Annotated in this window: 30 protein-coding genes and 1 pseudogene; 14 read left to right on the plus strand and 17 right to left on the minus strand. The window is 70.6% G+C overall.

The genetic code is table 11. From position 1 onward, the window contains the following. Nucleotides 1–129 precede the first annotated feature (129 nt). On the plus strand, nucleotides 130–786 hold the full coding sequence (locus tag E5083_RS24595) for a copper chaperone PCu(A)C (RefSeq protein ID WP_135787868.1): 657 nt from the start codon (nucleotides 130–132) through the stop codon (nucleotides 784–786). Nucleotides 787–856: 70 nt separating this feature from the next. Here the strand turns inward: E5083_RS24595 and phoP are convergent, their stop codons facing one another. Together phoP and phoR are read right to left on the minus strand one after the other, a co-directional pair. Further along, on the minus strand, nucleotides 857–1,528 hold the full coding sequence (gene phoP / locus E5083_RS24600) for a two-component system response regulator PhoP (protein WP_466134857.1): 672 nt from the start codon (nucleotides 1,526–1,528) through the stop codon (nucleotides 857–859). 5 nt (nucleotides 1,529–1,533) lie between these two features. Then, on the minus strand, nucleotides 1,534–2,805 hold the full coding sequence (phoR, locus tag E5083_RS24605; RefSeq protein ID WP_135787869.1) for a two-component system sensor histidine kinase PhoR: 1,272 nt from the start codon (nucleotides 2,803–2,805) through the stop codon (nucleotides 1,534–1,536). 202 nt (nucleotides 2,806–3,007) lie between these two features. On the opposite strand from phoR, the gene phoU reads away from it, so the two are divergent. Then, nucleotides 3,008–3,679, plus strand: a complete 672-nt coding sequence (phoU, locus tag E5083_RS24610; protein ID WP_030804416.1) for a phosphate signaling complex protein PhoU — start codon at nucleotides 3,008–3,010, stop codon at nucleotides 3,677–3,679. 60 nt (nucleotides 3,680–3,739) lie between these two features. Here phoU and E5083_RS24615 read toward each other — a convergent pair whose 3' ends face one another. From E5083_RS24615 to E5083_RS24635, 6 genes are all read right to left on the minus strand, one after another. After that, entirely contained in the window at nucleotides 3,740–4,081 is a 342-nt protein-coding gene (locus E5083_RS24615; RefSeq protein WP_135787870.1) for a hypothetical protein, read from the minus strand. 34 nt (nucleotides 4,082–4,115) lie between these two features. Next, entirely contained in the window at nucleotides 4,116–5,288 is a 1,173-nt protein-coding gene (locus E5083_RS24620; protein WP_167513623.1) for a methyltransferase domain-containing protein, read from the minus strand. Between the two features lie 3 nt (nucleotides 5,289–5,291). After that, nucleotides 5,292–5,429, minus strand: coding sequence for a hypothetical protein (locus E5083_RS31320; RefSeq protein WP_167513624.1), 138 nt, complete (start codon nucleotides 5,427–5,429; stop codon nucleotides 5,292–5,294). 94 nt (nucleotides 5,430–5,523) lie between these two features. Then, the gene (locus E5083_RS24625) at nucleotides 5,524–6,372 is read right to left on the minus strand and encodes a helix-turn-helix domain-containing protein (protein ID WP_135787871.1); all 849 of its coding nucleotides are present in this window, start codon (nucleotides 6,370–6,372) and stop codon (nucleotides 5,524–5,526) included. 8 nt (nucleotides 6,373–6,380) lie between these two features. After that, nucleotides 6,381–6,902, minus strand: a complete 522-nt coding sequence (locus E5083_RS24630) for a DUF6879 family protein (protein ID WP_341869883.1) — start codon at nucleotides 6,900–6,902, stop codon at nucleotides 6,381–6,383. Beyond that, nucleotides 6,880–7,152 carry a hypothetical protein gene (locus E5083_RS24635; RefSeq protein WP_135787872.1) on the minus strand — a complete coding sequence of 91 codons (273 nt, stop codon included), beginning with the start codon at nucleotides 7,150–7,152 and terminating at the stop codon, nucleotides 6,880–6,882. The genes E5083_RS24630 and E5083_RS24635 overlap by 23 nt, the downstream gene beginning before the upstream one ends. Before the next feature lie 133 nt (nucleotides 7,153–7,285). On the opposite strand from E5083_RS24635, the gene E5083_RS24640 reads away from it, so the two are divergent. Next, nucleotides 7,286–8,440: a low temperature requirement protein A gene (locus E5083_RS24640; protein ID WP_135787873.1), complete on the plus strand. Its 1,155-nt coding sequence runs from the start codon at nucleotides 7,286–7,288 to the stop codon at nucleotides 8,438–8,440. A 90-nt stretch (nucleotides 8,441–8,530) separates the two neighbouring features. Continuing rightward, nucleotides 8,531–8,974 (plus strand): hypothetical protein, encoded by a 444-nt coding sequence (locus E5083_RS24645; RefSeq protein ID WP_244317642.1) that lies wholly within the window; start codon nucleotides 8,531–8,533, stop codon nucleotides 8,972–8,974. Between the two features lie 12 nt (nucleotides 8,975–8,986). Here E5083_RS24645 and E5083_RS31325 read toward each other — a convergent pair whose 3' ends face one another. Next, a complete protein-coding gene (locus tag E5083_RS31325) occupies nucleotides 8,987–9,142 on the minus strand; it encodes a hypothetical protein (RefSeq protein ID WP_167513625.1) in 156 nt (51 codons plus the stop codon). Between the two features lie 255 nt (nucleotides 9,143–9,397). On the opposite strand from E5083_RS31325, the gene E5083_RS31845 reads away from it, so the two are divergent. Together E5083_RS31845 and E5083_RS24660 are read left to right on the plus strand one after the other, a co-directional pair. Next, nucleotides 9,398–10,054, plus strand: a complete 657-nt coding sequence (locus E5083_RS31845) for a hypothetical protein (protein WP_244317643.1) — start codon at nucleotides 9,398–9,400, stop codon at nucleotides 10,052–10,054. Between the two features lie 596 nt (nucleotides 10,055–10,650). Then, entirely contained in the window at nucleotides 10,651–11,145 is a 495-nt protein-coding gene (locus E5083_RS24660) for a DUF5959 family protein (RefSeq protein ID WP_135787874.1), read from the plus strand. Nucleotides 11,146–11,245: 100 nt separating this feature from the next. On the opposite strand, the gene E5083_RS24665 is transcribed toward E5083_RS24660, so the two are convergent. Next, nucleotides 11,246–12,007 (minus strand): phosphoglyceromutase, encoded by a 762-nt coding sequence (locus tag E5083_RS24665; protein WP_086693548.1) that lies wholly within the window; start codon nucleotides 12,005–12,007, stop codon nucleotides 11,246–11,248. Nucleotides 12,008–12,146: 139 nt separating this feature from the next. Here E5083_RS24665 and E5083_RS24670 point away from each other — a divergent pair, with 139 nt between their 5' ends. Then, nucleotides 12,147–13,415 carry an MDR family MFS transporter gene (locus E5083_RS24670; RefSeq protein WP_135787875.1) on the plus strand — a complete coding sequence of 423 codons (1,269 nt, stop codon included), beginning with the start codon at nucleotides 12,147–12,149 and terminating at the stop codon, nucleotides 13,413–13,415. 1 nt (nucleotide 13,416) lies between these two features. On the opposite strand, the gene E5083_RS24675 is transcribed toward E5083_RS24670, so the two are convergent. After that, nucleotides 13,417–13,842, minus strand: a complete 426-nt coding sequence (locus E5083_RS24675) for a DUF2000 domain-containing protein (RefSeq protein ID WP_135787876.1) — start codon at nucleotides 13,840–13,842, stop codon at nucleotides 13,417–13,419. Here E5083_RS24675 and E5083_RS24680 point away from each other — a divergent pair. Beyond that, nucleotides 13,841–14,686: an AraC family transcriptional regulator gene (locus E5083_RS24680; protein WP_135787877.1), complete on the plus strand. Its 846-nt coding sequence runs from the start codon at nucleotides 13,841–13,843 to the stop codon at nucleotides 14,684–14,686. The genes E5083_RS24675 and E5083_RS24680 overlap by 2 nt on opposite strands. A gap of 7 nt (nucleotides 14,687–14,693) precedes the next feature. Here E5083_RS24680 and E5083_RS24685 read toward each other — a convergent pair whose 3' ends face one another. Both E5083_RS24685 and mshA read right to left on the minus strand, forming a co-directional pair. After that, on the minus strand, nucleotides 14,694–15,197 hold the full coding sequence (locus E5083_RS24685) for a type III secretion system chaperone family protein (protein WP_031183986.1): 504 nt from the start codon (nucleotides 15,195–15,197) through the stop codon (nucleotides 14,694–14,696). Beyond that, on the minus strand, nucleotides 15,190–16,527 hold the full coding sequence (gene mshA, locus E5083_RS24690) for a D-inositol-3-phosphate glycosyltransferase (RefSeq protein WP_135787878.1): 1,338 nt from the start codon (nucleotides 16,525–16,527) through the stop codon (nucleotides 15,190–15,192). The genes E5083_RS24685 and mshA overlap by 8 nt, the downstream gene beginning before the upstream one ends. Before the next feature lie 176 nt (nucleotides 16,528–16,703). Here mshA and E5083_RS24695 point away from each other — a divergent pair, with 176 nt between their 5' ends. From E5083_RS24695 to E5083_RS24705, 3 genes are all read left to right on the plus strand, one after another. Continuing rightward, on the plus strand, nucleotides 16,704–17,510 hold the full coding sequence (locus tag E5083_RS24695) for a class I SAM-dependent methyltransferase (RefSeq protein WP_135787879.1): 807 nt from the start codon (nucleotides 16,704–16,706) through the stop codon (nucleotides 17,508–17,510). Nucleotides 17,511–17,745: 235 nt separating this feature from the next. Then, nucleotides 17,746–18,864, plus strand: a complete 1,119-nt coding sequence (locus E5083_RS24700; RefSeq protein WP_135787880.1) for a C40 family peptidase — start codon at nucleotides 17,746–17,748, stop codon at nucleotides 18,862–18,864. A 255-nt stretch (nucleotides 18,865–19,119) separates the two neighbouring features. Beyond that, nucleotides 19,120–20,412 carry a PP2C family protein-serine/threonine phosphatase gene (locus E5083_RS24705; protein ID WP_135787881.1) on the plus strand — a complete coding sequence of 431 codons (1,293 nt, stop codon included), beginning with the start codon at nucleotides 19,120–19,122 and terminating at the stop codon, nucleotides 20,410–20,412. 44 nt (nucleotides 20,413–20,456) lie between these two features. Here the strand turns inward: E5083_RS24705 and E5083_RS24710 are convergent, their stop codons facing one another. The 4 genes from E5083_RS24710 to E5083_RS24725 form a co-directional block, all read right to left on the minus strand. Further along, entirely contained in the window at nucleotides 20,457–20,804 is a 348-nt protein-coding gene (locus tag E5083_RS24710) for a DUF2516 family protein (protein WP_135787882.1), read from the minus strand. A gap of 103 nt (nucleotides 20,805–20,907) precedes the next feature. Further along, nucleotides 20,908–21,537: a hypothetical protein gene (locus E5083_RS24715; RefSeq protein WP_135787883.1), complete on the minus strand. Its 630-nt coding sequence runs from the start codon at nucleotides 21,535–21,537 to the stop codon at nucleotides 20,908–20,910. A gap of 77 nt (nucleotides 21,538–21,614) precedes the next feature. Then, nucleotides 21,615–22,064 carry a helix-turn-helix domain-containing protein gene (locus tag E5083_RS24720; RefSeq protein WP_135787884.1) on the minus strand — a complete coding sequence of 150 codons (450 nt, stop codon included), beginning with the start codon at nucleotides 22,062–22,064 and terminating at the stop codon, nucleotides 21,615–21,617. Nucleotides 22,065–22,237: 173 nt separating this feature from the next. Continuing rightward, nucleotides 22,238–22,987 carry a hypothetical protein gene (locus E5083_RS24725; protein ID WP_135787885.1) on the minus strand — a complete coding sequence of 250 codons (750 nt, stop codon included), beginning with the start codon at nucleotides 22,985–22,987 and terminating at the stop codon, nucleotides 22,238–22,240. 111 nt (nucleotides 22,988–23,098) lie between these two features. On the opposite strand from E5083_RS24725, the pseudogene E5083_RS24730 reads away from it, so the two are divergent. The 3 genes and pseudogenes from E5083_RS24730 to E5083_RS31535 all read left to right on the plus strand — a co-directional run bounded on the left by E5083_RS24730 (nucleotide 23,099) and on the right by E5083_RS31535 (nucleotide 24,797). Continuing rightward, nucleotides 23,099–23,814, plus strand: a pseudogene (locus tag E5083_RS24730) (TnsA-like heteromeric transposase endonuclease subunit). A gap of 63 nt (nucleotides 23,815–23,877) precedes the next feature. Then, nucleotides 23,878–24,207, plus strand: a complete 330-nt coding sequence (locus E5083_RS31530; protein WP_208754140.1) for a hypothetical protein — start codon at nucleotides 23,878–23,880, stop codon at nucleotides 24,205–24,207. Next, nucleotides 24,201–24,797, plus strand: coding sequence for a hypothetical protein (locus E5083_RS31535; RefSeq protein ID WP_208754141.1), 597 nt, complete (start codon nucleotides 24,201–24,203; stop codon nucleotides 24,795–24,797). The genes E5083_RS31530 and E5083_RS31535 overlap by 7 nt, the downstream gene beginning before the upstream one ends. Nucleotides 24,798–24,969 lie beyond the last annotated feature (172 nt).

Genomic DNA, 24,969 nt, shown 5'->3' on the forward strand with positions numbered 1-24,969 from the left:
AAGCGGGGCAGTTGGGGAGGGTCGGGTGCGGCGGTGCGTGAACGGCTCGGTAGCCTGAGGGCGCTGACAGATCCTTAGGGCGGCTTTACAGGACAGCCGCCCCTGTGCGTTCAAGGAGTTGCCGCCGCCGTGAGCAGCAGCCTTCGACGCGGCGCCCTCGCCGCATCCGCCCTCGCGTTCTCGATCGCCTCGCTCGCCGCCTGCGGCGCCGGCAACAACGCCCAGACCCTGGAGATCCGGCCGGACAACGCCGCGACCAGCGTCGGGGCCATCAAGGTGCAGAACGCCCTGGTCATCACCCAGCCCGACGCCAAGGCCGACGGCCCGGCCGCCGTCGCCGCCACGCTGTTCAACGACGGCTCGACCGACCAGGACCTCCAGTCGATCTCCGTCGACGGCAGCGACGCGAAGGTCGAGCTGAAGCCCGCCAAGGGCGGCAAGCTCACCGTCCCGGCCCACGGCCGTCTCGTCATCGGCGGCAAGGACAACGCCTCCGCCATGCTGGCCAGCGGCCGCGAGGCGGTCCAGAACGGCAACGCGCAGAAGGTGACCTTCACCTTCAGCAAGACCGGTGCGGTCGGCCTGCGCGCCTTCGTCGTCCCCGCGACCAGCTACTTCAGCGGCTGGGGCCCGAGCGAGGTGCCGTCCGCGCCGGCCGCCGCGACCTCCTCGCCGTCGGGCAGCCCGTCCGCGAGCGACACGCCCGCGGGCGACAAGCCCAGCGCCCCCGCCTCCGCCCCGGCGTCCTCCCCGAGCGACTCCGCGTCGGCGTCCGCGGGGCAGTGAGCACGTACGCATGACTGAGGGGGGCTTCCCGGCCGGGAAGCCCCCCTCAGTCATGCAAGGCCCGTACGGCCTACGGCTCGAACTTGTAGCCCAGCCCGCGCACCGTCACCAGATAGCGCGGCGCGCCCGGGTCCGGCTCGATCTTGGCGCGCAGCCGCTTCACATGGACGTCCAGGGTCTTGGTGTCGCCCACGTAGTCGGCGCCCCACACCCGGTCGATGAGCTGCATCCGGGTCAGCACCCGGCCGGCGTTGCGCAGCAGCATCTCCAGCAGGTCGAACTCCTTCAGCGGCAGGTCGACCTTGGCCCCGGACACCGTCACCACATGGCGGTCGACGTCCATCCGGACCGGGCCGGCCTCCAGCGCCGCCGGGGTGACCTCCTCCGGCTCGCCGCGCCGGCGCAGCACCGCGCGGATACGGGCGACCAGCTCGCGGGAGGAGAAGGGCTTGGTGACGTAGTCGTCGGCCCCTATCTCCAGGCCGACGACCTTGTCGATCTCGCTGTCCTTGGCGGTCACCATGATCACCGGGACGTTGGAGCGGCCGCGCAACTGGCGGCACACCTCGGTGCCGGGCAGCCCCGGCAGCATCAGGTCCAGCAGCACCAGGTCGGCGCCGTTGCGTTCGAACTCGTCCAGGCCGTCGGGGCCGGTCGCGGCGACGGCGACCTCGAAACCCTCCTTGCGCAGCATGTACGACAGGGCGTCGGAGAAGGACTCCTCGTCCTCGACGACGAGCACACGGGTCACGGAAGGACCTCCGGGGAGGGAAGCGAAGCGTACGGGGACTGATCGGCCGTGCCGGACGCGTCGTCGAGTCCGGGGTGCCTGGCCGCGCGGTCGCGGGCGACGCCCGCCTCCGGCAGCCGCAGGGTGAAGGTGGAGCCCTGGCCCTCGGCGCTCCAGACCGAGACCTCGCCGCCGTGCGAGGCGACCACGTGCTTAACGATGGCGAGGCCGAGGCCGGTGCCGCCGGTGGCGCGCGAGCGGGCGGGGTCGACGCGGTAGAAGCGCTCGAAGATGCGCTCCTTGTCCTTGTCGGAGATGCCGATGCCCTGGTCGGTGACGGCGAGTTCGATCAGCTCGCCGCCCGGGGCGGAGATGCGGCGGGCGGAGATGCCGACGCGGGTGTGGGCCGGGGAGTAGTTGACGGCGTTCTCGACCAGGTTGCCCAGGGCGGCGGCGAGCTGGCCGCGGTTGCCCCAGACATGCAGGCCGGCCCGTACCGCGCCGGGCGGGTCCTGGATGGCGGTGGCCATGGTGATCTGTTTCGTGCCGGCCTGGTGGCGGCAGCGGTCGACGGCCTCGGCGACCAGTTCGTCGACGCGCACCGGCTCGGCGTCCTCCAGCGGGTCGTCGTTCTGCACCCGCGAGAGGTCGATCAGCTCCTGGACCAGGTTGGTCAGCCGGGTGGCCTCGATCTGCATCCGCCCGGCGAAGCGCTGGACCGCGTCGGGCTCGTCGGAGGCGTCCATGACAGCCTCGGAGAGCAGCGAGAGCGCTCCTACGGGGGTTTTCAGCTCGTGGCTCACATTGGCCACGAAGTCACGGCGTACCGCCTCGATGCGACGGGCCTCGGTCAGGTCCTCGACCAGGAGCAGCACCAGCCGGGAGCCGAGCGGGGCCACGCGCGCGGACACGGCCAGGGCCTCGCCCCGTCCGGTGCCGCGCCGGGGCAGGTCCAGCTCGACCTGTCGTATCTCCCCGTCGCGCCGGGTGTCGCGCGCCATCTGGAGCATCGGCTCCACGGCGAGCTTGCCGCCCCGGACGAGTCCGAGGGCGTACGCGGCGGAGCTGGCCTTGACCACGGCGTCGGCCTCGTCGAGGACGACGGCGGAGGAGCGGAGCACCGAGAGCACGGTGTCCACGCCGGGCGGGAGCACCGCGTCGGTGTGCAGGGAGGTACGGGTGGGGCGCTTCTGGTCGCGTTCGCTCCAGCGGAACGCCAGCATGGCGATGACACCGGTGAGTACACCGGCGATCGCCGCCGCTGCGGCGACCGCCGCGTTCACGTCCATGTCACCAGGTTAGGCATGGCGTCCACCCTGGCCACAGCCACCGTCGTGCGACCTCGGGCACTCGTCGCCCAGAGTTCACCTTCACGCCAGTGGTGGTTCATTCGGGAGGGCGGAAACGGACGCGTACGGGACGGAACGTGGGAGCGTGGGGTTCGGCCAGGTACTTGGGGCCCCGAAGACACGTAGTAGGAGAGGGAACCTGATGCGGGACGCGTACCACGAGGAACTGGACTCGATCGGCGACGGTCTGGTGGAGATGGCCCGGCTGGTCGGCTCCGCCATCGGGCGCGCCACCACCGCCATCCTGGACGCCGACCTGAAGCTGGCCGAGAGCGTGATCGAGGCGGACCAGCGGGTCGACGAACTCCAGCACGACCTGGAGGCGCGGGCGATAGCCCTGCTGGCGCGGCAGCAGCCGGTGGCGACGGACCTGCGCATCGTCGTCACCTCCCTGCGGATGTCGGCCGACCTGGAGCGCTCGGGCGACCTCGCCCAGCACGTGGCCAAGCTGACCCGGCTGCGGTTCCCCGAGCGCGCGGTCCCGCAGGACCTGCACGCCACTATCCTGGAGATGGGCCAGCTCGCGCAGCGCCTCATGGCGAAGGCGGCGGAGGTCATCATCACCAAGGACGTCGACCTCGCGCTCCAACTGGAGCAGGACGACGACGACATGGACCTCCTCCACCGCACCCTCTTCCAACACCTCATCGACGACCGCTGGAAGCACGGCATCGAAACGGCGGTGGATGTGACGCTGTTGGGCCGCTATTACGAGCGCTACGCGGACCACGCGGTGGCGGTCGCGAAGCGGGTCGTGTACCTGGTGACGGGGGAGCATGCGGACGAGATCCAGCAGGAGGGGACGGGGGGCTGAACGGCCCTCCGGGGGTTCGGCCGGGTTTCGTACGGCGCGAGTCGCTAAGGCCGGGCCTGCCTACCTGCCTCTGCGCACCCCCGTGCAGGTCAGCAGGGTGCGGGCGTCCTGGGAGAGGAACAGCAGGTAGACCCAGGTTCCGTCTGCCGAGGTGACCTGGCCCAGACGTACCGGCAGGTGGTGGGCGGCGAGTCGGTCCACCGCGTGCTCCAGGCCCGCCGTCTCCTGTCCGGTGCGGCGGGTGAGGCGCAGGCGGCGGCGGTAGAGGTGGGCGAGCTGTTCCGGTGCAGTCGTACCGTCCCAGACGATGCACGGGCCGCCGGCGAGAAGGGCGGCGCGGGCTCGGGCCGCTGGCTCGGTGCCGTGGCTCTTCAGGAGAGCGGCCAACTGGGTGGGGTTCATGCCGTGAAGCATGACTGGCGGTGGTAGCGAGGTCCTACGCGCTGCCCAGGAAGTTGCCAGGCCGGTCCAGCCAGACCCGCTCTCGTTCGGCGTCCACAGTCAGACCGAACCGCTCGAACCCCGGTCGACCCTGCGCGTCCCACCAGCGGTAGACGCTCTCCACCTCCTCCCAGAGCCGGCGGGGGCCGGACTGGTAGACCTCGAATTCCTCGTGGCCCGGTATGTAGTCAGTGGTGGCCCACGAGGTGACGGACGTGTCGCGCAGCCACAGGGTGTAGGAGCCGTCGTCGTAGGTCTCCGCCCAGGGGAAGGCGTCGGGGACCTGGACTCCGATGACGAACATGACCGGCCAGTCGCCTACCGCTTCGGGGGAGAGGCTGGTCGTGCTGCGGTGGGCGTCCGCAGGCCAGGGCCGGCCGCCCAGATACTCGCGGATGTGCTTGCGGTCCGTGCGCTGGGCGCGTAGGCGCATGAACGCGGAGGAACCCAGGAAGGGACCCGAGGCAGAGCCGTCGTCCGCCACCGTGAGCCGGACCACGGCTTCGCCTCCGTACGTCGGGCCCCACGGGGCGACGATGATCCCGCCCGGCTTCGTCTGTGCCAGCCACTGCCGGGGGACGCGCCCGATGGAGGCTGTGGCGATCACTCGGTCGTACGGCGCTCCCTGGGCGTAGCCCTCCGCTCCGTCTCCGATGACGGTGGCCGGGTGGAACCCGGCGTCTTCCAGGCGCTTGCGCGCAGTCTCCGCGCTGGACTCGTCCACCTCCACGGTGAACACGTTCTCCGCGCCAAGCCGTTGGGACAGCAGCGCCGCGTTCCAGCCGGTGCCCGTGCCGATCTCCAGCACGCGGTGACCCGGCTCGACGGACAGCGCGTCCAGCATCGAGAACACCATGGTCGGCATGGAGTTGGAGCTGGACGGAAACCTTCCTCGGCCGGGCCCGGTGTACGTCCCGTCGTCCCACTGCGTGGTGATCGGGGCGTCACGGTAGACGGCCTCCCACCATGCCTCCGGCTCCTCGGTGCGGATCAGCCGGTCGCTCTGGCGGTTCATGCCGGCGCGGCCCGGCCAGATCACGTCGGGGAGGAACAGATGCCGGGGTACGGCTCGGTAGGCGGGAAGCCAGTCACTGCTCAGCGCGCCCTTTCGCGTCAGTTCGGAGGCGAGCCTGTCCGGGCCCGCCTCCTTTCCGTTCTCCGTGTCCACGGTTCAGCGACCGTCCGCCGGGCCCTGGCCGTCGTTCGTGTTTCCGCCCTCGTCCGACCCGCCCCCGCCGTGCTTGTTCCCGCTGTCGCTGTCGTCCTGCGGGTTGCCGCCGTCGGTCTTCGTGAGCCACCGTGCACGCATTCCGTACCTCCGTATGTTCAGCCGTCCGTACGACGACAACGCTAGGGAGCGCGGGACCCTGACCGACAGGCGATTGCACAGAGTTGCACGGCAGTTACTCCATGGCTCCCGCTGCTGAAGCGATCAGCTCGTGTGCGGCAGCCCCATGGAGAGCCACATCGGCAAGCTCTGCGAACGTCTCCGCGTACATGGCGACTTCGCTGGGCTGCGTGATCGTGAGATGCCCGGAGACCAGTTCGACGTTCACCTGAGCCGTATCGAAGATCCAGAATCCCTCTACGGGCATGCGCGGCCGGTCGGGACGCATCGGGACCACGCCCAGGCTGATGTTGGGCTGTGCGCCGAGAGTTCGCAGGTGATCAAGCTGTTCGAGCTGGGCCTCGGAGCCACCGAGCCCATTGCGGAGGACTGACTCCTCGATGAGAAAGGCAAAGCGGCGACCACCTTCGCGCAGCACACGTTGCCGTTCCATACGGACGGCCACTGCCTCGGCAACGTCATCCACCGCGACCCGCCGCCGCTGGACGGCGCGCAGTACGGCCTCGGTGTAACTCCGGGTCTGGAGCAGCCCCGGCACGAGCCAGGAGGAGTACGCGCGGAAGCGCTGGGTGCGCTCGAAGAGGGGCAGCCGGGCCTCCTGTGCCCGCTTGAGCCCGGCCCGTTCCATACGCCGCCATTCCACCCACATGCCTTCGGCGGTGCGGAGCATGGCGATCAGGTCTCCGGCCTGCTCTCCGGCTCCGCAGGCTGCACACCATGCCCGGATGTCGCCCTCCGACGGAGGCGTCCGGGCGTTCATGATCCGCGACGACTTGGACCGGCTCCAACCGCAGCGCAGCGCGAGTTCGAGGCCGGTGAGGCCGGCGTCGCGACACAACTCCGTGAGCCGGTCCGCCAGGGCCAGGCGGGCCTGTTGGGCACTGGACGAGGGGGATGCAGGCATGGCAAGCGTCAGACGGGCCGAAAATCCTCGTGCGGGACGGCGCGCTCCCACACCTTCTCGAACGCTTCCGCCGCCGGCTTCACCCACGCCGGGTCCTCGGTGTACTCACGGCCGTCCTCCGCCAACTGCCCTTCTCCGGTGAAGTGGTGGAAGAGTGCCAGCGTGCCGTCGAACACCCAGAAGTCCGTTCCGGGCACCGCGAGATCCGTCGTCCGGCGTCGGGGCAGCCAGCGGACCGACTCGCCCGCCGCGAGGTTCGTGAACGTCAGGTCGTATTCGTAACGCGCGTACGCGCTCAGCGGCTCCGACACGATGCGGGCCCGGCGTACGGTCACGCCCCGCGCGACGGCATCCCGTACCGCCTCGTGCCAACCGCCCCACCAGGACGACCGGTCCGCAGGATCGAGCCGCTTTCCTCGCTGCCAGGCGACAAACTCCGGGTCGTCCAGCATGTAGGAATCGCGCATCTCCAGGTGCACGGCAGAACGTTGGGCCTTCGCCAGAGCTTCACGGGCCGGCGGTGCCTGCACTGTCGTCCTCTCCGTCGTGGGGGCGAGGGATGTACTTCACCATCTCGGCGGGCAGCCTGATGATCGTCTCGTGGTCCGGAACGTCTGTCGAGTGGCCGGGCACGGAACCCACCGCTTGGCAGTCCTCGACCTCCTTCTCCGTCGCCTTGTAGGACTGGATCAGGAGATCTCCGGACTCCTCATGGAGCCAGATGGTGGGTGACTCATCGGTAGGAGTGTTGGAACTGATCCCGAGGAACTTCAGGGTCATGCGTGCTCCCGCTGTCGAGTTGATCGCATCAGCGTGCACGAGCTTCGCCTCGGCGGGTATCCCCCGCAAGGGGGTGAACCGGTCACGCGTTCGCCCATCCCCTGGCGCTGCCCGTACGGCACCATGGCCCGTTATGACCCACCCCACCCCCTGGCACCGCCCCATGCTCCCCCGCCCCAGTACCGAACGGCACCGCACCGCCACCGTGCTGGAGCTGTTCTTCGACCTCTGTTTCGTCACCGCGGTGGCCCAGACCGCCGCGGCCTTCGAGCATGAACTGGCCGCCGGGAAGCTCGGTCACGGGGTCCTCGGGTACGTGCTCGTGTTCTTCGCCATCTGGTGGGCGTGGATGAACTTCACGTGGTTCGCCTCGGCGTACGACACGGACGACGTGCCGTACCGCCTGCTCACGTTGCTGCAGATCGCCGGCGCGCTGGTGCTGGCGGCGGGGGCGTCGAAGGCGCTGGAGGAGTACGACTTCACGGTCATCACCTATGGGTACGTCGTGATGCGGCTGGCCATGGTGAGCCAGTGGCTGCGCGCCGCCCGCAGCGACCCGGAGCGGCGGCGGACGTGTCTGCGGTACGCGGCCGGCATCCTCGTCGTACAGATCGGCTGGGTCGCGCGGCTGTGGCTGCCGGACGGCGCCGGGCTGCCGTCCTTCCTCGTGCTCGTCGTCGCCGAACTCGCCGTCCCCGCCTGGGCGGAGCGCGCCGGGCAGACCTCCTGGCACCCGCACCACATCGCGGAACGGTACGGCCTGTTCACCCTCATCGTCCTCGGCGAGTCCATCACCGCCGCGACCGCGACCGTGCGCGCCGCCCTCGACACCGAGGTGTCCCTCGGCGACATCGCCCCGCTCGTGGTCGGCGGCATCCTCACCGTCTTCGCCATGTGGTGGCTGTACTTCACACAGAGCGCGCCCGAGAAGCTGAACCGGCTGACTACCGCGCTCCGTTGGGGCTACGGCCACTATGTCGTCTACGCCTCCGCAGCCGCCGTCGCCGCCGGACTCGCCGTCGAGATCGCGCACCTCACCGGGCACGCGCACCTCGAACGGCCGGTGATCGCGGCGGCGTACACGGTGCCGGTCGCGCTGTACGTGGCGGTGCTGCGGCTGTTGCACCGGGGAGCGGCCAAGTTCGGTGTCCTGGACGTCATTTGGGCGGTGGGCGTCATCGCCGTGCTCGCGGTCACCTTCACGCCGAGCCCGGTACTGGCCACCGGGTGCGTGATGTCGGTGCTCGTGGCGGCGGTGGTCGGGGCGGTCGGCCGCGCGGGGCGTTGAACGTACCGCCTGAACTGGACGGATTCGGCCAACAAGTGCCGCAGGCAAGCTAGATGGGCCAGGCTGTCGCCTGTGAACACCATTCGCCGCATGATCACGGGGCTGGGAGCGGCGATGCTGCTCCTGCCGGTCGCCGCCTGTTCCGCCGGGCACTCCGGCAAGGGGGAACCCGCGCCGCGCAGTGCGGTGCCGTCGCCTCATAAGGCTGCCGCTGGGACGCCGCTGCCCGACGACCCGAGCCTGACCTCGGGGAGCGCAGTCCGGGAGTTCGGCAAAGGCAAGAAGGGGGACGCGCTTTTCGTCGAGGTGCGGTGCCGGGGCAAGGGGACGATGAACGTGGTCGTACGGCCGGTGCGTATGTCCTTCCCGGTGGAGTGTTCCGCCGGGAAGGACAACACGGTTCACAACGAGATGGCCGTGGCGGGAGCGGACGGTGCCGGTACCGTGGTCGTCACGGCGCCGTCGGCGGTGCGGTGGGCGCTGACCGTGGGTCACGCCACGGCGGCACAGGCGGAGCCGCTCGACCTCCGCTGACCTGCGAAGCCCTCAGCCGCACTGGCAGGGCGCGCCCTGCTGGCAGCCGCAGCCGCACCCCGAGCCGCAGCCGCAGGCGGCGATCAACGGCAGGCTTCTGATCTGGGCGGGCTGTTCGCCGTCGCGGTCCTGGGTGGGGTCGGTCGTGGTGCTCGGGGATTCGGGCATGGGTCCTCCTCGACACGGGGGCCAGATGCCCCCACCCATTCCATGCCCGCTCCCCTGGGCGCATCAACGGCGCACGGATGCGCCCGCACGCCGCAAATCACCACCACGAGCCCCCTGCCGGTGAGCAGATTCCACGCCCCCTGGCGTTCAGGCTGCACATCCACTTTCTGTAACCAGTTGGCAACTGGCATTCCTCGCTGATGGCGCCCCGGCTACGTTGTCCTGCCATTGTGCGACATCGCTCTAGGGGGGATCATGGAAGAGTCGACAGCAAGCGCGATGACAGCGAGCGGCTTCTGGGCTCACCAGAAACAGGCCTGGCTCAGTCTGGGCAGATGGACACGGCAGGCCTACCGAAATCGCCGGGGTGGCTTCGTCGCGACCGTCGCGGCCGTACTGGCGCTACCTACGGGCAGTGGCCTGCTCCTCTGGCCCAACAATGACGACATCCGCATCACCTCACTGGACAACAGCAAGTCCGAGAGCATCCCCCGTTGCTTGCCGAGCCTCAAAGGGAGCGGCACGCTCGCGAAGGGGCACCACCTGTGGATCGCGGTGGAGTTCCCCGACAAGACGGGAAACAACCGGGTGCTGTTCCTCCGGGAGGCCACGATCCGCCGCGGCCACTGGCATGCTGACCAGTTCAACGTCGGTGGCGCCGGACACGAGGGCAACTCCTACACCCTGACCGCCTTGGACGTGGACGGGCCGACGCACACGATGCTTTCCACCGCGGTGATCGATATGTACAAGACCAACGCCGAGACACTGCCCGCTGGCGCCGACCTGTGGAGATTCTCGTCGCACGGCTACCCGACCGGCGCACAGCCCCGCGACGAGGTCAATGTCAGTCGCGGCCATGACCAGCGGTCCTGCGCGGAAATCGCCGATGAGCTGAAGCCCAAGCTCTAAGAACACGGCCCGAGCCCGACTCCCGCAGCACGGACGAACGCTTTCTCCGCAGGAGAATCTGCAGGCGGCAGTCCGGTCGGGCCCCGGTTTCCCGCCTATTTCTTACGGCGCCTGCTCGCCGTCTTCTTGAGTTCGGCCCGGCCGCGCTTCGTCCAGTCACCTTGGTGGCGGTAACACCGCGACGTGCCCTTCATCGTCTTGTTACGGCAACTGCCCCGGTCGGTCGGCCAGCCACACTTCCCCTGCTTCCACTCACCCACGGTCCCTCCCAACGCTTCGCCCCTGATCCGGACATCCAGCCTGGGACACACGGCCTCCGCAGGGCAGGGCGCACAGCGGGGCAACGGGAGTTCCGGGCGTACGCGGGGCTGGGCCACCACCGAGCTGCTGATCGGCGCCGCGCCGTCCACGCCGCCACCACCGCTGTCCGCGTGGACGGGCCCGTCATTGAAGGCCGCGCACCTCATGCCGTCCAGCCAGGAACGGACCGCCATAGCGGTGTCCGAGGTGTATCTGAGGTGTCGGCACCCCGAACCGTGAGATCAGCGGGCAGTACGGCAAGATGCCCGGGCCTCATCACTTCGGGGAAGGAACCCATGGGCTCGACGGATGGCGTCATCAATCTGATCCACCTGGCCGACACGCCCGGCACCAGCGGCCACAGTGTCTCCGTGCGCGTCCTGGGGCGCTTTCAACCCGGAATTCTGACCGGCCACGACTTCCTCGATTGCGAGATCGTCATCGTGGCGGAATCGGTGAACGCCTCCTTCTCCGTGACGCTCCTCCCTGAGGACCTGGAGGACTGGAAGAGCGCCTTGGCAACCCTGGAGTCCGGTCGGTTCGCCTTGTGGCTCGAATCCGGGCGGACCCCCTCGATGAAGTTCGAGCCCGATGAGAGCCGCGGGCTCTGGGTGTCCGTTCACGACGGGCCGTCGTCAGGAGTCACTGTCACCGTCCCGCTGTTCGCGCCACCGGAAGCATGGGCCAGCGAGCAGCGTGACCTACTCGCCCGGGTACGCGAGGTCTATCCGCAAGAGGTCGTCGAGACGTCACCCGGTGCCTACGAGTGGCGGCGTGCCAGTAACGCCTGACGGCCCGGCCGAGCAACTGACGGCCCAGAGACGGCCCAGCCCCACCAAAAAGCCCCCGGCCTGCCAGGAAATAGCAGGTCGGGGGCTTGCTGGTGTCGCGTTACTTCTTCTTGCCTTGATTCTTCACAGCCTCGATCGCAGCCTTCGCCGCCTCCGGGTCGAGGTACTTGCCGCCCGGGGTGACCGGCTTGAAGTCGGCGTCCAGTTCGTAATACAGCGGGATGCCCGTCGGGATGTTCAGGCCCGCGATGTCCTCGTCCGAGATGCCGTCGAGGTGCTTGACGAGGGCGCGGAGGCTGTTGCCGTGGGCGGCGACCAGGACCGTCTTGCCATCGATGAGGTCGGGGACGATGTCGTCGTACCAGTAGGGGAGCATGCGGACGACGACGTCCTTGAGGCACTCCGTCTGGGGGCGCAGCTCCGGGGGGAGGTCCGCGTAGCGGGCGTCGTTGAACTGGGAGTACTCCGCGTCGCGGGGCAGCGGCGGCGGCGGGGTGTCGTAGGAGCGGCGCCAGAGCATGAACTGCTCCTCGCCGAACTCGGCCAGCGTCTCCGCCTTGTTCTTGCCCTGCAGGGCGCCGTAGTGGCGCTCGTTCAGGCGCCAGCTCCGGTTGACCGGAATCCAGAGGCGGTCCGCGGCCTCCAGCGAGAGCTGGGCCGTGCGGATCGCGCGCTTCTGGAGGGACGTGTGGACCACGTCGGGCAGGAGATCGGCGTCCTTCAGCAGCTCGCCACCGCGTACCGCCTCCTTCTCGCCCTTCTCGTTGAGGTTGACGTCCACCCAGCCGGTGAACAGGTTCTTCGCGTTCCACTCGCTCTCGCCGTGGCGGAGGAGGATCAGCTTGTACGGTGCGTCGGCCATGCCTCAGAGCGTAATCCACCCCCAGGACGGGTCACCGCGCCGCCGACGGTTGACGGCTTCTGTTAATCCAGTGGCTTCCCGCGGCCCCGGCTGAGTAAGTTGCGCTTACCGCACGCGCCACTTACCGGGGGGTCCCGTCATGTCCACCGCCGCACCGGGCCGGCTCATCGCCGCCGCCAGGTCCTCCGTCTCCGGGCTCCCCCGCGCCTTCTGGTGGCTGTGGGCCAGCACGCTGGTCAACCGGCTCGGCGCGTTCGTCGCCACCTTCATGGCGCTCTACCTCACCCTCGACCGCGGCTACTCCGCCTCCTTCGCGGGCCTGGTCGCCGCCCTGCACGGTCTCGGCGGGGTCGTCTCCTCGCTCGGCGCCGGGGTGATGGCGGACCGGCTCGGCCGACGCCCCACCCTGCTAATCGCGCAGGTCGGCACCGCGGTCTCCGTCGCGCTGCTCGGCTTCATGCACGACCCCGTCGCCATCGCGGCCGTCGCCTTCCTGGTCGGCGCCGCCAACAACGCCTCCCGGCCCGCCGTGCAGGCGATGATGGCGGACATCGTGCGGCCGGAGGACCGCGTACGGGCGTTCTCGCTGAACTACTGGGCGCTGAACCTCGGCTTCGCGGTGTCCTCCGTCGCCGCCGGTTTCATCGCCGAGTTCAGCTATCTCGCCGGGTTCCTCATCGAGGCCGGGATGACGCTGGCCTGCGCGGTCCTCGTCTTCCTCAAGCTGCCCGAGTCCCGGCCGGCGCCCGTCGCCAAGCAGGCCGGGGAGCCGCGGATCGGCCTCGGTACGGTGCTGCGCGACCGGCGCTACATGGCGGTCGTCGGCCTGTCCTTCCTGGTCGCCCTCCTCTTCATGCAGGGCTCGGTCGGCCTGCCGGTCGCCATGGGCCAGGCCGGGTTCTCCCCCGCCGACTACGGCACCGCGATCGCCGTCAACGGCGTCCTGATCGTCGCCCTCCAGATCCCGGTCACCCGCTTCATCGAGCACCGCGACCCGCGCCGCCTGCTGGTCATCTCCTCGCTGCTCGCGGGCTACGGCTTCGGGCTCACCGCCTTCGCCGGGTCGCTCGGCGTCTTCGCGCTCACCGTCTGCGTGTGGACCCTCGCGGAGATCGTCAACGCCCCGACCCAGACCGGCCTCGTCGTCCGCCTCTCCCCCGTCCACGGCCGCGGCCGCTACCAGGGCGTCTACAGCCTGTCGTGGTCCGTCGCCGCCCTGGTCGCCCCCCTGATGTCCGGCACGGTCATCGACCACCTCGGCGCCGGGTGGCTCTGGGGCGCGTGCGCGGTCATCGGGACGGTGGCGGGGCTGGGGTACGCGTTGCTGATGCGAGGGCTGCCGGTGGAGGAGGCGGAGATCGCCACCACGGCCGTCCCGGACCGCCCCGCCGTAGAGAAGGCCGCCTGACCTACGGATGCATCCTCGCCCCCTTCACCACCTTGTCCACCCCGCCCTTGGGCCCGTACACCGCCAGCCCCACCAGATCCAGGTCGGCCGTCGGTACGGCCCGTACCGCCGCCCGGTTGTCCGTGTCGTTGCCCGTCGAGAAGAGGTCGGCGGTGAACACGGCGCGGGGCAGCGCACGGCTCAGCACCCGCGTGTGGGCCGCTCGCAGAACCTCCTTCGTCGCCTCGAAGACCAGCACCGGCTGGCGGAACATCGGGAGGTAGGCGACGCCGTCGGCGTCCTCGTACGGGGCGCCGATCACCTCGGGGACCTGGCTGCCCAGGCCGCTGACCAGGAACGACGTGACGTTGAGGCGCTGCCAGGGGGCGAGGTCGTCGCGGAGGAGTACGGCGATCTTGGTGTCGAAACGCAGGGGCTGTTCGTCCATGCCCCGAGACTGCCGACCACGCCCCGGCCGGGTCTTGTACGTTTCTTGCGTGGCCGCCGACCAGCCGGAAGTCTCCGCGTGGCGCCCCTCGGTACCGGGGGTCGTCGAGGTCTTCCACGCCCGGTTCACCGAGTACGCGTACCCGATGCACGTGCACGACGCCTGGACGCTGCTGATCGTGGACGACGGCGCCGTACGGTACGACCTCGACCGGCACGAGCACGGCACCCCGCGCGACACCGTCACCCTGCTGCCCCCGCACGTCCCGCACAACGGCTCCCCCGCCACCCCGCACGGCTTCCGCAAGCGCGTGCTGTACCTGGACGGCAGCCGGCTCAGCCACGATCTGATCGGTCCGGCCGTCGACCAGCCCGACCTGCGGGACCCTGAACTGCGCGCACATGTAGGCCAGTTGCCCGGCGCCCTCGCCAGCCCTGGCGACGAACTGGCCGCGGAGAGCGGGCTCGTGCTCGTCGGCGAGCGACTCAAGGACCATCTGCGTCACCGCCACCCCGAACCCCCCCGCCCCGACCCCCTGTTGGCCCGCCGCCTGCGCGAACTCCTCGACGAGCACCTCACCGACGGCCTCACCCTCACCGAAGCGGCCGCACTGCTGCACGCCCATCCCGCCCACCTGGTACGGGCGTTCAGCACCGCGTACGGCATCGCACCCCACCGCTACCTGACCTCGCGCAGAGTCGGCCGGGCCAGGCGCCTGCTGCTGGACGGCCTTACGCCGGGCGAGGTCGCGGTGGCGAGCGGGTTCTACGACCAGGCCCATCTGACCCGGCACTTCAAGAAGTTGGTGGGCGTCACACCGGGCCGCTACCGCAACGGCGCCTGAACCAGGCTCAGTCGCGCTCGATCAGGTGGGTGAAGGCGTCCAGGTTGCGGGTGGACTCTCCCCGCGAGACGCGCCAGGCGTGCTCACGGCGGATCGCGGAGGCGTACCCCAGCTCCAGCAGGGTGTTGAAGGCGCCGTCGGCCGCTTCGAGGATCTGGCCGAGCAGCCGGTCGACCTCCTCGGGGGTGACGGCGGCGAGCGGGAGGCGGGCGGTGACATAGACGTCGCCGAGCCGGTCGACCGCGTAACTCACCCCGTACAGCTTGAGGTTGCGCTCCAGGAGCCAGCGGTGGACGCCCGCCTCGTTCTCGTCGGGGTGCCGGATGACGAAGGCGTTGACGGAGAGGGTGTGGCGGCCCACCAGCAGCGAGACGGTGGTGGAGAGCTTGGCGGTGCCGGGGAGTTTCACCACGTAGGAGCCCGGTTCGGGGTTCTCCCACTCCAGCTCGGCGTCCTTCAGCGCGTCCTCGAGGGTGCGCGCGGCCCGTTCCGTCGCCTCGGTCTCAGCCATGCTGCGAGCGTACGCGACGGCGGTGGGACTGGGTCGCGGCCGCGTACACGTCGGCGGTGGCGGCGGCGGAGGCGTCCCAGCCGAAGCCGAGGGCGTGCCGGGCGGCGGCCGCGCCCATGCGGTCGGGCAGGCCGGGGTCGTCGGCGAAGCGGCGCAGCACGCGCGCGTAGTCGGCGGGGTCGTGGCCCTGGACGAGGAAGCCGGTCTCGCCGTCGCGCACGGCCACCGGCAGCCCGCCGACGGAGGCGGCGAGCACCGGCGTGCCGGCCGCCTGCGCCTCGATGGCGACAAGCCCGAAGGACTCGCTGTAGGACGGCATGACCAGCACGGACGCGGCCCGGAACCAGTCCGCGAGCTGCTCCTGCCCCACCGGCGGCCGGAACCGTACGACGTCCGCGATGCCGAGCCGCGCGGCGAGCTTCTGCAGCCCCTCCGGCTTGGCGAGCCCGCTGCCGCTGGGCCCGCCGACCACGGGGACGACGATGTTCCGGCGCAGCTCGGGACGCTCGTCCAGCAGGTGGGCGACGGCGCGGAGCAGTATGTCGGGGGCCTTGAGGGGCTGTATGCGGCCCGCGAAGAGCGGTACGAGCGCGTCCCTCGGCAGGCCGAGGCGGGCGCGGGCGGCGGCGCGGCCGTCGAGCGGGCGGAAGCGGTCGAGGTTGACGCCGGGGTGGACGACGGCGACCTTCGCGGGGTCGGCCTCGTAGTGCCGGACCAGCTCGGCGGCCTCCTCGGCGGTGTTGGCGATAAGGCGGCGGGCGGCGGAGACGATCTGGGTCTCGCCGATGACGCGGGCGGCGGGCTCGGGGGTGTCGCCGGTGGCCAGGCTGGCGTTCTTGACCTTGGCCATGGTGTGCATGGCGTGCACCAGCGGGACGCCCCAGCGCTGGGCGGCGAGCCAGCCGACGTGGCCGGAGAGCCAGTAGTGGGAGTGGACGAGGTCGTAGTAGCCGGGGCGGTGGCCGGCCCACGCCTGCATCACGCCGTGGGTGAAGGCGCAGAGCTGGGCGGGCAGCTCCTCCTTGGCCAGGCCCTCGTAGGGGCCCGCGTCGACGTGCCGGACGAGCACGCCGGGGGCCAGCTCGACCTTCGGGGCGAGGTCGCCGGAGGTGGCCCGCGTGAAGATCTCGACCTCGATGTTGAGGGCGGCAAGGCGCTGGGCCAGCTCCACGATGTAGACGTTCATCCCGCCGGCGTCGCCGGTGCCGGGCTGGTGGAGCGGCGAGGTGTGCACGGAGAGCATGGCGACCCGGCGTGGCCTGCGGTGCAGTCGCAGCCGGGGGGCGGTCGCCGGGGAGCGGCGCCCGAGCCTGCTGACGTACTGGCTCACTGGGCTTCCTCCTCGCTCGGGCATGCCTGCCGGGGGACCGTCCGAGTCCTCCGAGGGGTGCAACAGCGGAGGGGGTTCTTCCCATTTCCCGATCAAGCGGTTTTACCCAATCATGACCAGCGTTCGCTCAACCGTTCGGCCAGAGGTCGTCACTCCGCCCGCTTACCCTCATAGACATGGCATCCCGCACGACCCGCCCCGTAGGAACGGTGACGCGCGGGACGACCAACCCCAACCGGCTGCGCCGCATGGACCGCTGGATCGCGGCCACGCACGGCGCCGAACTGCGCCGCGCGGCCGACCCGCTGGCCATCGACCTCGGGTACGGGGCCGCGCCCTGGACCGCCGTCGAGCTGCTCGGCAGGCTCCGTACCGTCGCCCCGCACGCGCGCGTGGTCGGCGTCGAGATCGAACCGGAGCGGGTCGCGGCGGCGAAACCGTACGAGCGCGAGGGGCTCGCCTTCCGGCACGGCGGCTTCGAGATCCCGGTGCCCGGCCGGCCGCTGCTGATCCGGGCCGCCAATGTGCTGCGGCAGTACGACGAGGAGCAGGTCGCCGCCGTGTGGCGGGGGCTGTGCGCGCGGCTGGCCCCGGCGGGCGGGGGCTCGCGCGGGGGGCTGCTGGTGGAGGGCACCTGCGACGAGATCGGGCGGCGGCACGTCTGGGTCGCGCTCGGCCCCGAGGGGCCGCGCACGGTCACCTTCGCCACCCGGCTCGGCTCGCTGGAGCGCCCCTCCGACCTGGCCGAACGGCTGCCGAAGGCGCTGATCCACCGCAATGTGCCGGGCGAGCCGGTGCACGCCTTCCTGCGCGACTTCGACCGCGCCTGGGCGGCCGCCGCGCCCTACGCCTCCTACGGCGCGCGCCAGCGGTGGCTGCGGACGGTGCGGGACCTGACGGCCGACTGGCCGGTGACGGACGGCCCGGCGCGGTGGCGGCAGGGGGAAGTGACGGTGGCGTGGGAGGCGTTGGCGCCGCGCTGACGTCAGTTCACCTGACGTTGGTTCACCTGTTCGAGGGAATCGCACGGAATCCGGGATCTCGGGGGAACGATCTCCGGGTCCGGTACGTCAGACGGGCGGGAAGATCGCGGGGGATGCGCGGGGAGCGGGGGCGTGTACGACTTCGTACGACCTCTGTCACTTCGCGCGGGATCGTGGCACGATCCTGCGGACGGACCGTAAGTTACTGACGGTAAATCAGCTTGGGGGGACTGTTATGGGTAGGGGCCAGCGCGGGCTGCTCGCCGCCGCCGTGACCGTGGTCTGCGCGGTGACCGTACTGGCGGTGCCGGGTACGGCGTTCGCAGCGGTACCGGCGGGACCCGCCGAGCCCTCCCCGGCGCCGTCCGCGACCGCGACGCCCACGCCGGCCCCCGTGCCCGACGCCGAGCTGGAGAAGGTCCGCGCCCGGCTCGACGGGCTGTACCACGACGCGGCCGTCGCCACCGACGCCTACAACGCGGCCGAGGAGAAGACGCGGAAGCAGTCCGTGCAGCTCGCCCGGCTGGAGAAGCGGACCGACACGGCCCGCAAGAAGCTGGCCGAACTGAAGGACCAGGCGGGCGCCGCCGCGCGGGCCCAGTACCGGGACAGCGGGATGCCGCCGATGGCGCGGTTCCTGCTCAGCGACAACCCGGAGCACTTCGCGGACGGCGCCGGCACCCTGCTGAACGGCGCGCGGGCCACCAAGAAGCTGATCGCCGAGACCGACCGCGTCGAGCGGGAGCTGAAGCGGGACACCGACGACGCGGCCGCGCGCTGGAAGAAGCTGGAGCGGGACCGCAAGGACAAGGCCGCCGCCCAGAAGACGATCCAGGCGCGGATCAAGGACGCCGAGAAGCTCGAGTCGCGGCTGGAGAAGAAGGAGAAGGAGCGGCTGGCCGAGCTGGAGCGGCAGGCCGCCCGCAAAGCGCAGACCGCCTGGCTGGACACCGGCGTCCTGAAGAAGGAGGCCGACGCCGCTGAGTCCACCGCCACGGCCACCTCGGCCGGGGCCAGGGCGGTCGCCTTCGCCACCGCCCAGCTCGGCAAGCCGTACGTCTGGGGGGCCGAGGGCCCCGACTCCTTCGACTGCTCCGGCCTGACCTCCCAGGCGTGGGCCGACGCGGGCACCCCGATCCCGCGCACCTCGCAGGAGCAGTGGAAGCAGCTCCCGCACGTGGACGTGACCGAGATGCGTCCCGGTGACCTCGTCATCTACTTCGCCGACGCCACCCACGTCGGGATGTACGTGGGCGACGGCAAGATAATCCACGCCCCGCGACCGGGCCGTACGGTCACCGTCGCGGGCGCGGGCACCATGCCGATCCTGGGGGTCGTACGCCCGGACGCGTGACCGGGGCCACACCCCGCCCGGCCCTGTGACCAACGGCACGCGGGCGGGCGGGAACCAAGTGAGCTTCGTCATCCCGCGCCCCCTGTCGCCCCGCCCAACTGCCGTACGGGCCTGGGCATATGACAGTGGTCTACGCGATACGGACGCCGCGCGCCCCATTCCGTCGGGGCGGCCGATGCCGCTAGGGTCACCCGACGGCGTTACGAGGCCCCTCGGCGCCGCCGTGCCCTCGGGGGGAGGGAAGGAAACCAGGACATGCCCGTACCCGTACCGCGGCAGAGAGCAGTCCCGGCCGCCGAGTGCGGTCCGGCGCAGGTCTCGGCCGTAGCCCTCACCGAAGAGGCGCACCGTGACACCGCCGCCCTCGGCGCGGCGCTCACCGTGCTGCTCGTCGAGGACGACCCGTCCGGCGCGCTCGTCCCCGAGCTGCGGGACTCGGCCGGCCGGCCGATCCGCGTACGTACCGCCCGCAACCTCACCGAGGCGGGGCGGCTGCTCACGCCCGACGTGCACTGCATCCTGCTCGACCTCGCCCTCCCCGCCGCCGGCTGCGCCGACACCGAGGACGGCGACGAGCTGGCCGTGCTCCGTCAGGTGCTGGAGCTGGCGCCCCGGCACGCCGTGATCGCCCTGACCGCCTCCGGCGACGCCGAGCGCGGCGCGGAGGCCGTGCGCGTGGGCGCCCAGGACTACCTCTTCCGCGACGAGCTGGACAGCCGGCTGCTGAGCCGCGCCATCCGGTACGCCGTGGAGCGCAAGCGTTCCGACACCGCCGAGCGGCGGCTGGCGGAGGGCCGGCTGCGCGCGCAGGAGAACCGGCGCCTGGAGCGCGGGCTGCTGCCGACGCCGCTGCTGGAGGGCGCCGCGCTGCGGTTCGCCGCGCGCTACCGCCCCGGCCGCTCGCGCGCGCTGCTCGGCGGCGACTTCTACGACGCGGTCCGCACCCCGGACGGCACCGTGCACGCCATGATCGGCGACGTCTGCGGCCATGGCCCGGACGAGGCCGCGCTCGGCGTGGAGCTGCGCATCGCCTGGCGGGCGCTGACCCTGGCCGGGCTGTGCGGGGACGAGCTGCTGGGCACGCTCCAGGAAGTACTGGAGCACGAGCGGTCGGACGAGGAGATCTTCGCGACCCTCTGCACGGTGGACATCGCGCCCGACGGCCGCCGCGCGGGCCTCTGCCTCGCCGGGCACCCGGCCCCGCTGCTGATCCGTCCCGGCGCGACCCCGGTCCCCCGTCTGCTCCCCTTCGACAACAACGGCCCCGCCCTCGGCCTCCTCCCGGGCGCCCGCTGGCCCCGTACCCAGGTCGAGCTGGGCGCCGAGTGGAGCCTCATGCTCTACACCGACGGCCTCATAGAAGGCCGCACCGCCCCCGGCGGCCCCCGCCTCGGCCAGGACGGCATGCTCGACATGATCCACCGCCAGCTCTCCGAGGGTCTGCGCGGAGAGGAGCTGCTGCGAGCCGCGGTCAGCGAGGTCCGCCACCTGAACGGCGACGAACTGACGGACGACGTGGCAGTGGTCCTGCTGGACCGGGTGGCGTAAAGCCCTCTCCGGCCGACTCGTTACTCGCCGAACCGGCGGAGTCCTCAGCCGTTGTACGGGCCGTACGGGCCGTCGCTGCTGCTGCCGCCTCGGCCCTTGCGGCCCCAGCCCCGGTTGCCGCCGGTGAGGGCCTTGACGGCGGGGCGGACGTCGACGAGGTAGACGATGCTGGCGACGGCGCCCGCGGCCGGCAGGATGGACAGGATCGAGAAGAGGTAGCTGACCACGAGGGCGATGCCCAGGATGACCAGCCAGAAGACCTTGGTCTGCTTGCCCGCCGCGCGGAACGCGTCCTCACGCCGGAAGGCCGCGTCGAAGAGTGCGAACGCGGCCAGCGCCATGAGGACGATCTTCAGGAGTCCCATGAACCCCTCGAAGCCCAGCATCAGCATGTCCCACCGCTCCTTGCCTTCGTCATCGCTGCCGTCACGCTACCCGCAGAACGGGCCGGGCACCCCGATGGTGCCCGGCCCGTACCTCTGACGCCGTCCGCCGTCACTTGGCCGGCGGGGTCGGCTTCTTCGGCTGAGGGGCCTTGCGGGCGGCGGCCGGAGCCGGAGCGGGCTTCTTCGCGACGGGCTTCTTCGCGGCGGCCGGGTCGGGCTTGGCGACGGCCGGACCGGCGGCACCGGCGGCCGGCTTCGGGGTCTCCTTGACCACGCCCGGCTCGGGCTGGCCCTCGACCGCGATGGCGAGTTCCTCGATCTCCTCGGCGGCGTCGCCACGCCAGGTCTTCACGGCCTGCTCGCCGTGCTCGGCGACCTTCTCGTACGCCTCACGCGCCTTGACGGCGTACTCGGCGGCCACGCCGACACCGCGCAGGGCGAGGTCCTGGGCCTGCTCGCCGACCTTCTTGAGGTCGACGTCGAGGTTGCCGATGAAGCCGTTGACCTTGGTCTGGATGGTCTCCTGCGCCTCCTTGGCACGGGCGGTGGCCCGCTCCTGCACGACCTTGGGGTCGGTCCCGCGGACCTGCTCGATCCGGGCCGGGGCCTGGGCGCGGAGCTGCTCGACCAGCGAGGGCACCTTGCGGACCTGCCGGATGGCGAGATCGGCGGTACCGGCGGCGAAGTAGAGCGGAGTCGGGTCGCTGAAGGTCTTGCGCAGGTCGTCGGTGATGGCCATGGTGAAGGTCCTCCCGGATTCGCGTTCGGCTGAGGTGGGTGTGGTCCGCGTGCGGTGGCCGGAGCCCTGGTCCGGCTTCATCCGGCCGTCCGCCGCGGACCGGCATCACTGCCGGGGGTGTCGCTGGGCTGCGCTTCCGTACCGTCGGACTCCTCGGGTCGTACGGGGCCTTCGCCGCCGAGTCCGTTCTCCTTGCGGAAGGACTCGTAGATCTGGAGCAGGACCTGCTTCTGCCGTTCGTCGAGCGAGGGGTCGGCGAGGATGACGGCGCGCGTCTCGGCCTCGTCCCGGTCCCGCTCGGCGTCGAGGATGCCCGCGCGGACGTACAGCGTCTCGGCGGAGATCCGCAGCGCCTTGGCGACCTGCTGCAACACCTCCGCGCTGGGCTTGCGCAGCCCGCGCTCGATCTGGCTCAGGTACGGATTCGACACCCCGGCGGCATCGGCGAGCTGCCGCAGCGAGAGCTGGGCGTTGCGCCGCTGCTCGCGCAGATACTCACCGAGATTGCCGACGTTGAGCGATGCCATGCCTCCACCATGCCCACCTTCGCTAACTTTTGCAAGCACCCCGCTTGCAAAAGTGTTGTGCCGGGGGTGTGACGGGATGGTTTCCGCCGCTTTGCCGGTGTCCGTTCTCAGGGAACGTGGCTAAGTCCCATGGTTCTGGCGGTGGGCTTGGCGGAGTCCCACCGATCTGGCGTCTACTGCGTTGCTGACCAGTCGGCGCTGACCTGGTCGGCGACGGAGAAGTGGGTTTCGCAGTCCGGGCACGTCGCGTGACCGAATACGTAGGTCAGCGCGTGGGCGACCTCGTGCTGACTGTCGGAGACTGCGATCTCGTGGAGGCGTCGGCCGATGCCTCCGAGATCGGCCGGGTTCGCCGGGAGCAGGGGCCTCCCCTCAACATCGTCGACCGAGAGCGCATAGTCCTCGCTGGTAGAGAAGAATCCTCGCTCGCCGAGAACGATGAACAGGCCGGCCTCGCAGCCGGGGCAGTCGACCTCGTATTCCTCGTTCCCCAACCCCCAGGCCAGATCTTCGCTCCAGCCCACGACGCCTTCGAAGCCCAGCATGGCTTCCAGCAAGTGGATGTAGTCGGTGCGATCGGATGTCACCCGGAGGTGCTGGTTCACTGCCGCCAGGAGGGTCTCGACCTCCACTGCGTGATCCGTACGGACGTCACCGGCCCCGTGTGGCTGCTCGGCGCCCGCCATGATCGCGCCTGCCAGGGTCAGAGCGTTCACCGCCTGCTCACGGTCGTCACTGTCGGCTACGTCGGCCAGCCAGGGCAGCGCCGCGAAGCTGGCCGGGTAGACGCTGCCCTGGTGGCACAGCGCTGACCAAAGGTCGCTCCAGAGGTCGGGCTTCGGTTCCGATGCGATCCGGTCCAACAGGGCGGGTATGTCTTCCGCCGAGCCGTAGGCGTGGCTGAGTTTCGACCAATCCGTCATGCATGGATCCAACCAGGTTGATGCGCCGGTCCTAGTCCCAGCTTCATCCTCATGAAGGGTTTCGCTTTAGATGATCTGGCGGATTCCCAATGTTTCTGGACAGTTGCGTACATGGGGCTGGGTACGGAGGGGTTCGAGGTCGGTTGGCGCGATGCCGGGGGTGAGTACCGGAGGCCGCTGACCGAAGCGGCGTCCGTGGAGTTCGAGGCGGGGCTGCCGGTACGCGGGTTCCCGTCGTACCGCGGGCAGCGGAACTTTCCAGGGCTGTACTGGGCAGCCACGACCGGCGGGCATGTGGGGTTCGAGTCGTGGCTGGAGCGGGATCACGCGATGCTGCTGGACTGCACGCCCGAGGTGATCGGGCTGCTGTCACAGCCGTTGTGGTTGTTCTGGCGGAACGAGAAGGGCCGGACGGTCTCCCACGCGCCGGACTACTTCGCGCGGTTCGAGGACGGCAGGGGGCCTGTCGTCCTCTGGACCGGGTCGATGAACGGTCGGCGGCCAAGTTCGCGGTCACGCGGCTGGCGTGTGAGTCGGCGGACTGGGGTTATCGGGTGGTCGGGGCGGTGGACGCGGTCAGAATGACCAATGTCCGCTGGCTGGCGGGATATCGGCATCCTCGGCATGGAGCTGTGGCGGGGTTGGTTGAGCGACTGCTGGCGGTGTTCTCGGCGCCCTCGCCGCTGGTGGGGCAGGCATCGCTTCTGGGTGACCCGATCGCGGTGCTGCCAGTGCTGTTCCATCTGCTCTGGCACGACCGTCTGCGGGCGGACCTGTCGCAGCCGCTGACGGACACGACACTGGTGTCCCGGGCGGAGGCGTGGTGAACCGGCAGGCGGTGCTGCGTGTCGGCGATCAGGTCCAGCTCGACGGGGGGGGGGCAGCACACCGTGGTCGGGCTGTCGGGGACGGTGGTGCGGCTGGCCGACGAGGCCGGGCGGGCGAGTCTGGTGCTGCTGTCTCATCTGCTGTCCGCCGAGGACTTCGAGTTCCTCGGTCAGCGGGAGGGCTCACCGGTGGTGGCGCCGTTCGCGTTGCTGGACACGGTCCCGCCACAGGAAGCGGAGAAGGCCGCCGCCTGGGAACGGCATCTGCTGGAGCTGGACTCCGGAGGCGGAGCTGGGGCCGGGCAGCGGCCCGAATACGACCCTCCCTGCACACCTTGGAGGAGCGGATCGCCTCGAAGGCCGCTGAGCTGCGTTCCCTTGGTTGGGTGGTAAGCACGCGGACGGTCGAGCGGATGCGGGCCCGCGGCCGGGTGCGGCGCCGGGTCGAGGCACTGCTGGCCGAGCGGCATGGGGCCGGGGTGGTGCCGATGCCGTCGAGGTCGGCGTTCTACCGGCTGGTGGAGGCGGTGAGTACGGGCACGCACGCTTTCGGCTCGGCCTCTTCCCGTCGCTCCCAGGCCCGGCGGCCCGCAGGGGCATTCACGCCGTCTGCGGCTTGCCGGCCGGGGGAACTGGTGCAGATCGACACGACTCCGCTGGATGTGCTGGTGGTCCTGGAGGACGGGGTGAGTGGCCGTCCCGAGCTGACCGTCGCTGTCGACGTGGCGACCCGGACCATCTGCGCGGCAGTGCTGCGCCCCGCAGGCACCAAGGCGGTCGACGCGTCGCTGCTGCTGGCGAAGATGCTGGTCCCCGAGCCTCTGCGGCCGGGCTGGCCGGAGTCCCTGGCCATGTCGGCGACGCTGATCCCGCACGCGCAGCTGCTGGACATCGACGCCCGGCTGGAACAGGCCGCCGCGAAACCGGTGATCGTTCCGGAGACCCGGACTCAGACCCAGCCCCTTGAGTGCCCATCTTCCTGACGGGACCATGGTCAGAGCTGTTCTCCGCCGCCACATTGATCCGGACTCTCCGGCACGTCCTCACCCACCGAGCCCTCCCGCCACATCAACCGGGACGCTCAGCGCGCGCAACGTCCCCACCGAACTGGCGGACAGCAGCTCACGGTGTGCAGCATCCGCCATCCTCATTGGG

Source organism: Streptomyces bauhiniae, assembly GCF_004784475.1.
Classification (GTDB): domain Bacteria; phylum Actinomycetota; class Actinomycetes; order Streptomycetales; family Streptomycetaceae; genus Streptomyces; species Streptomyces seoulensis.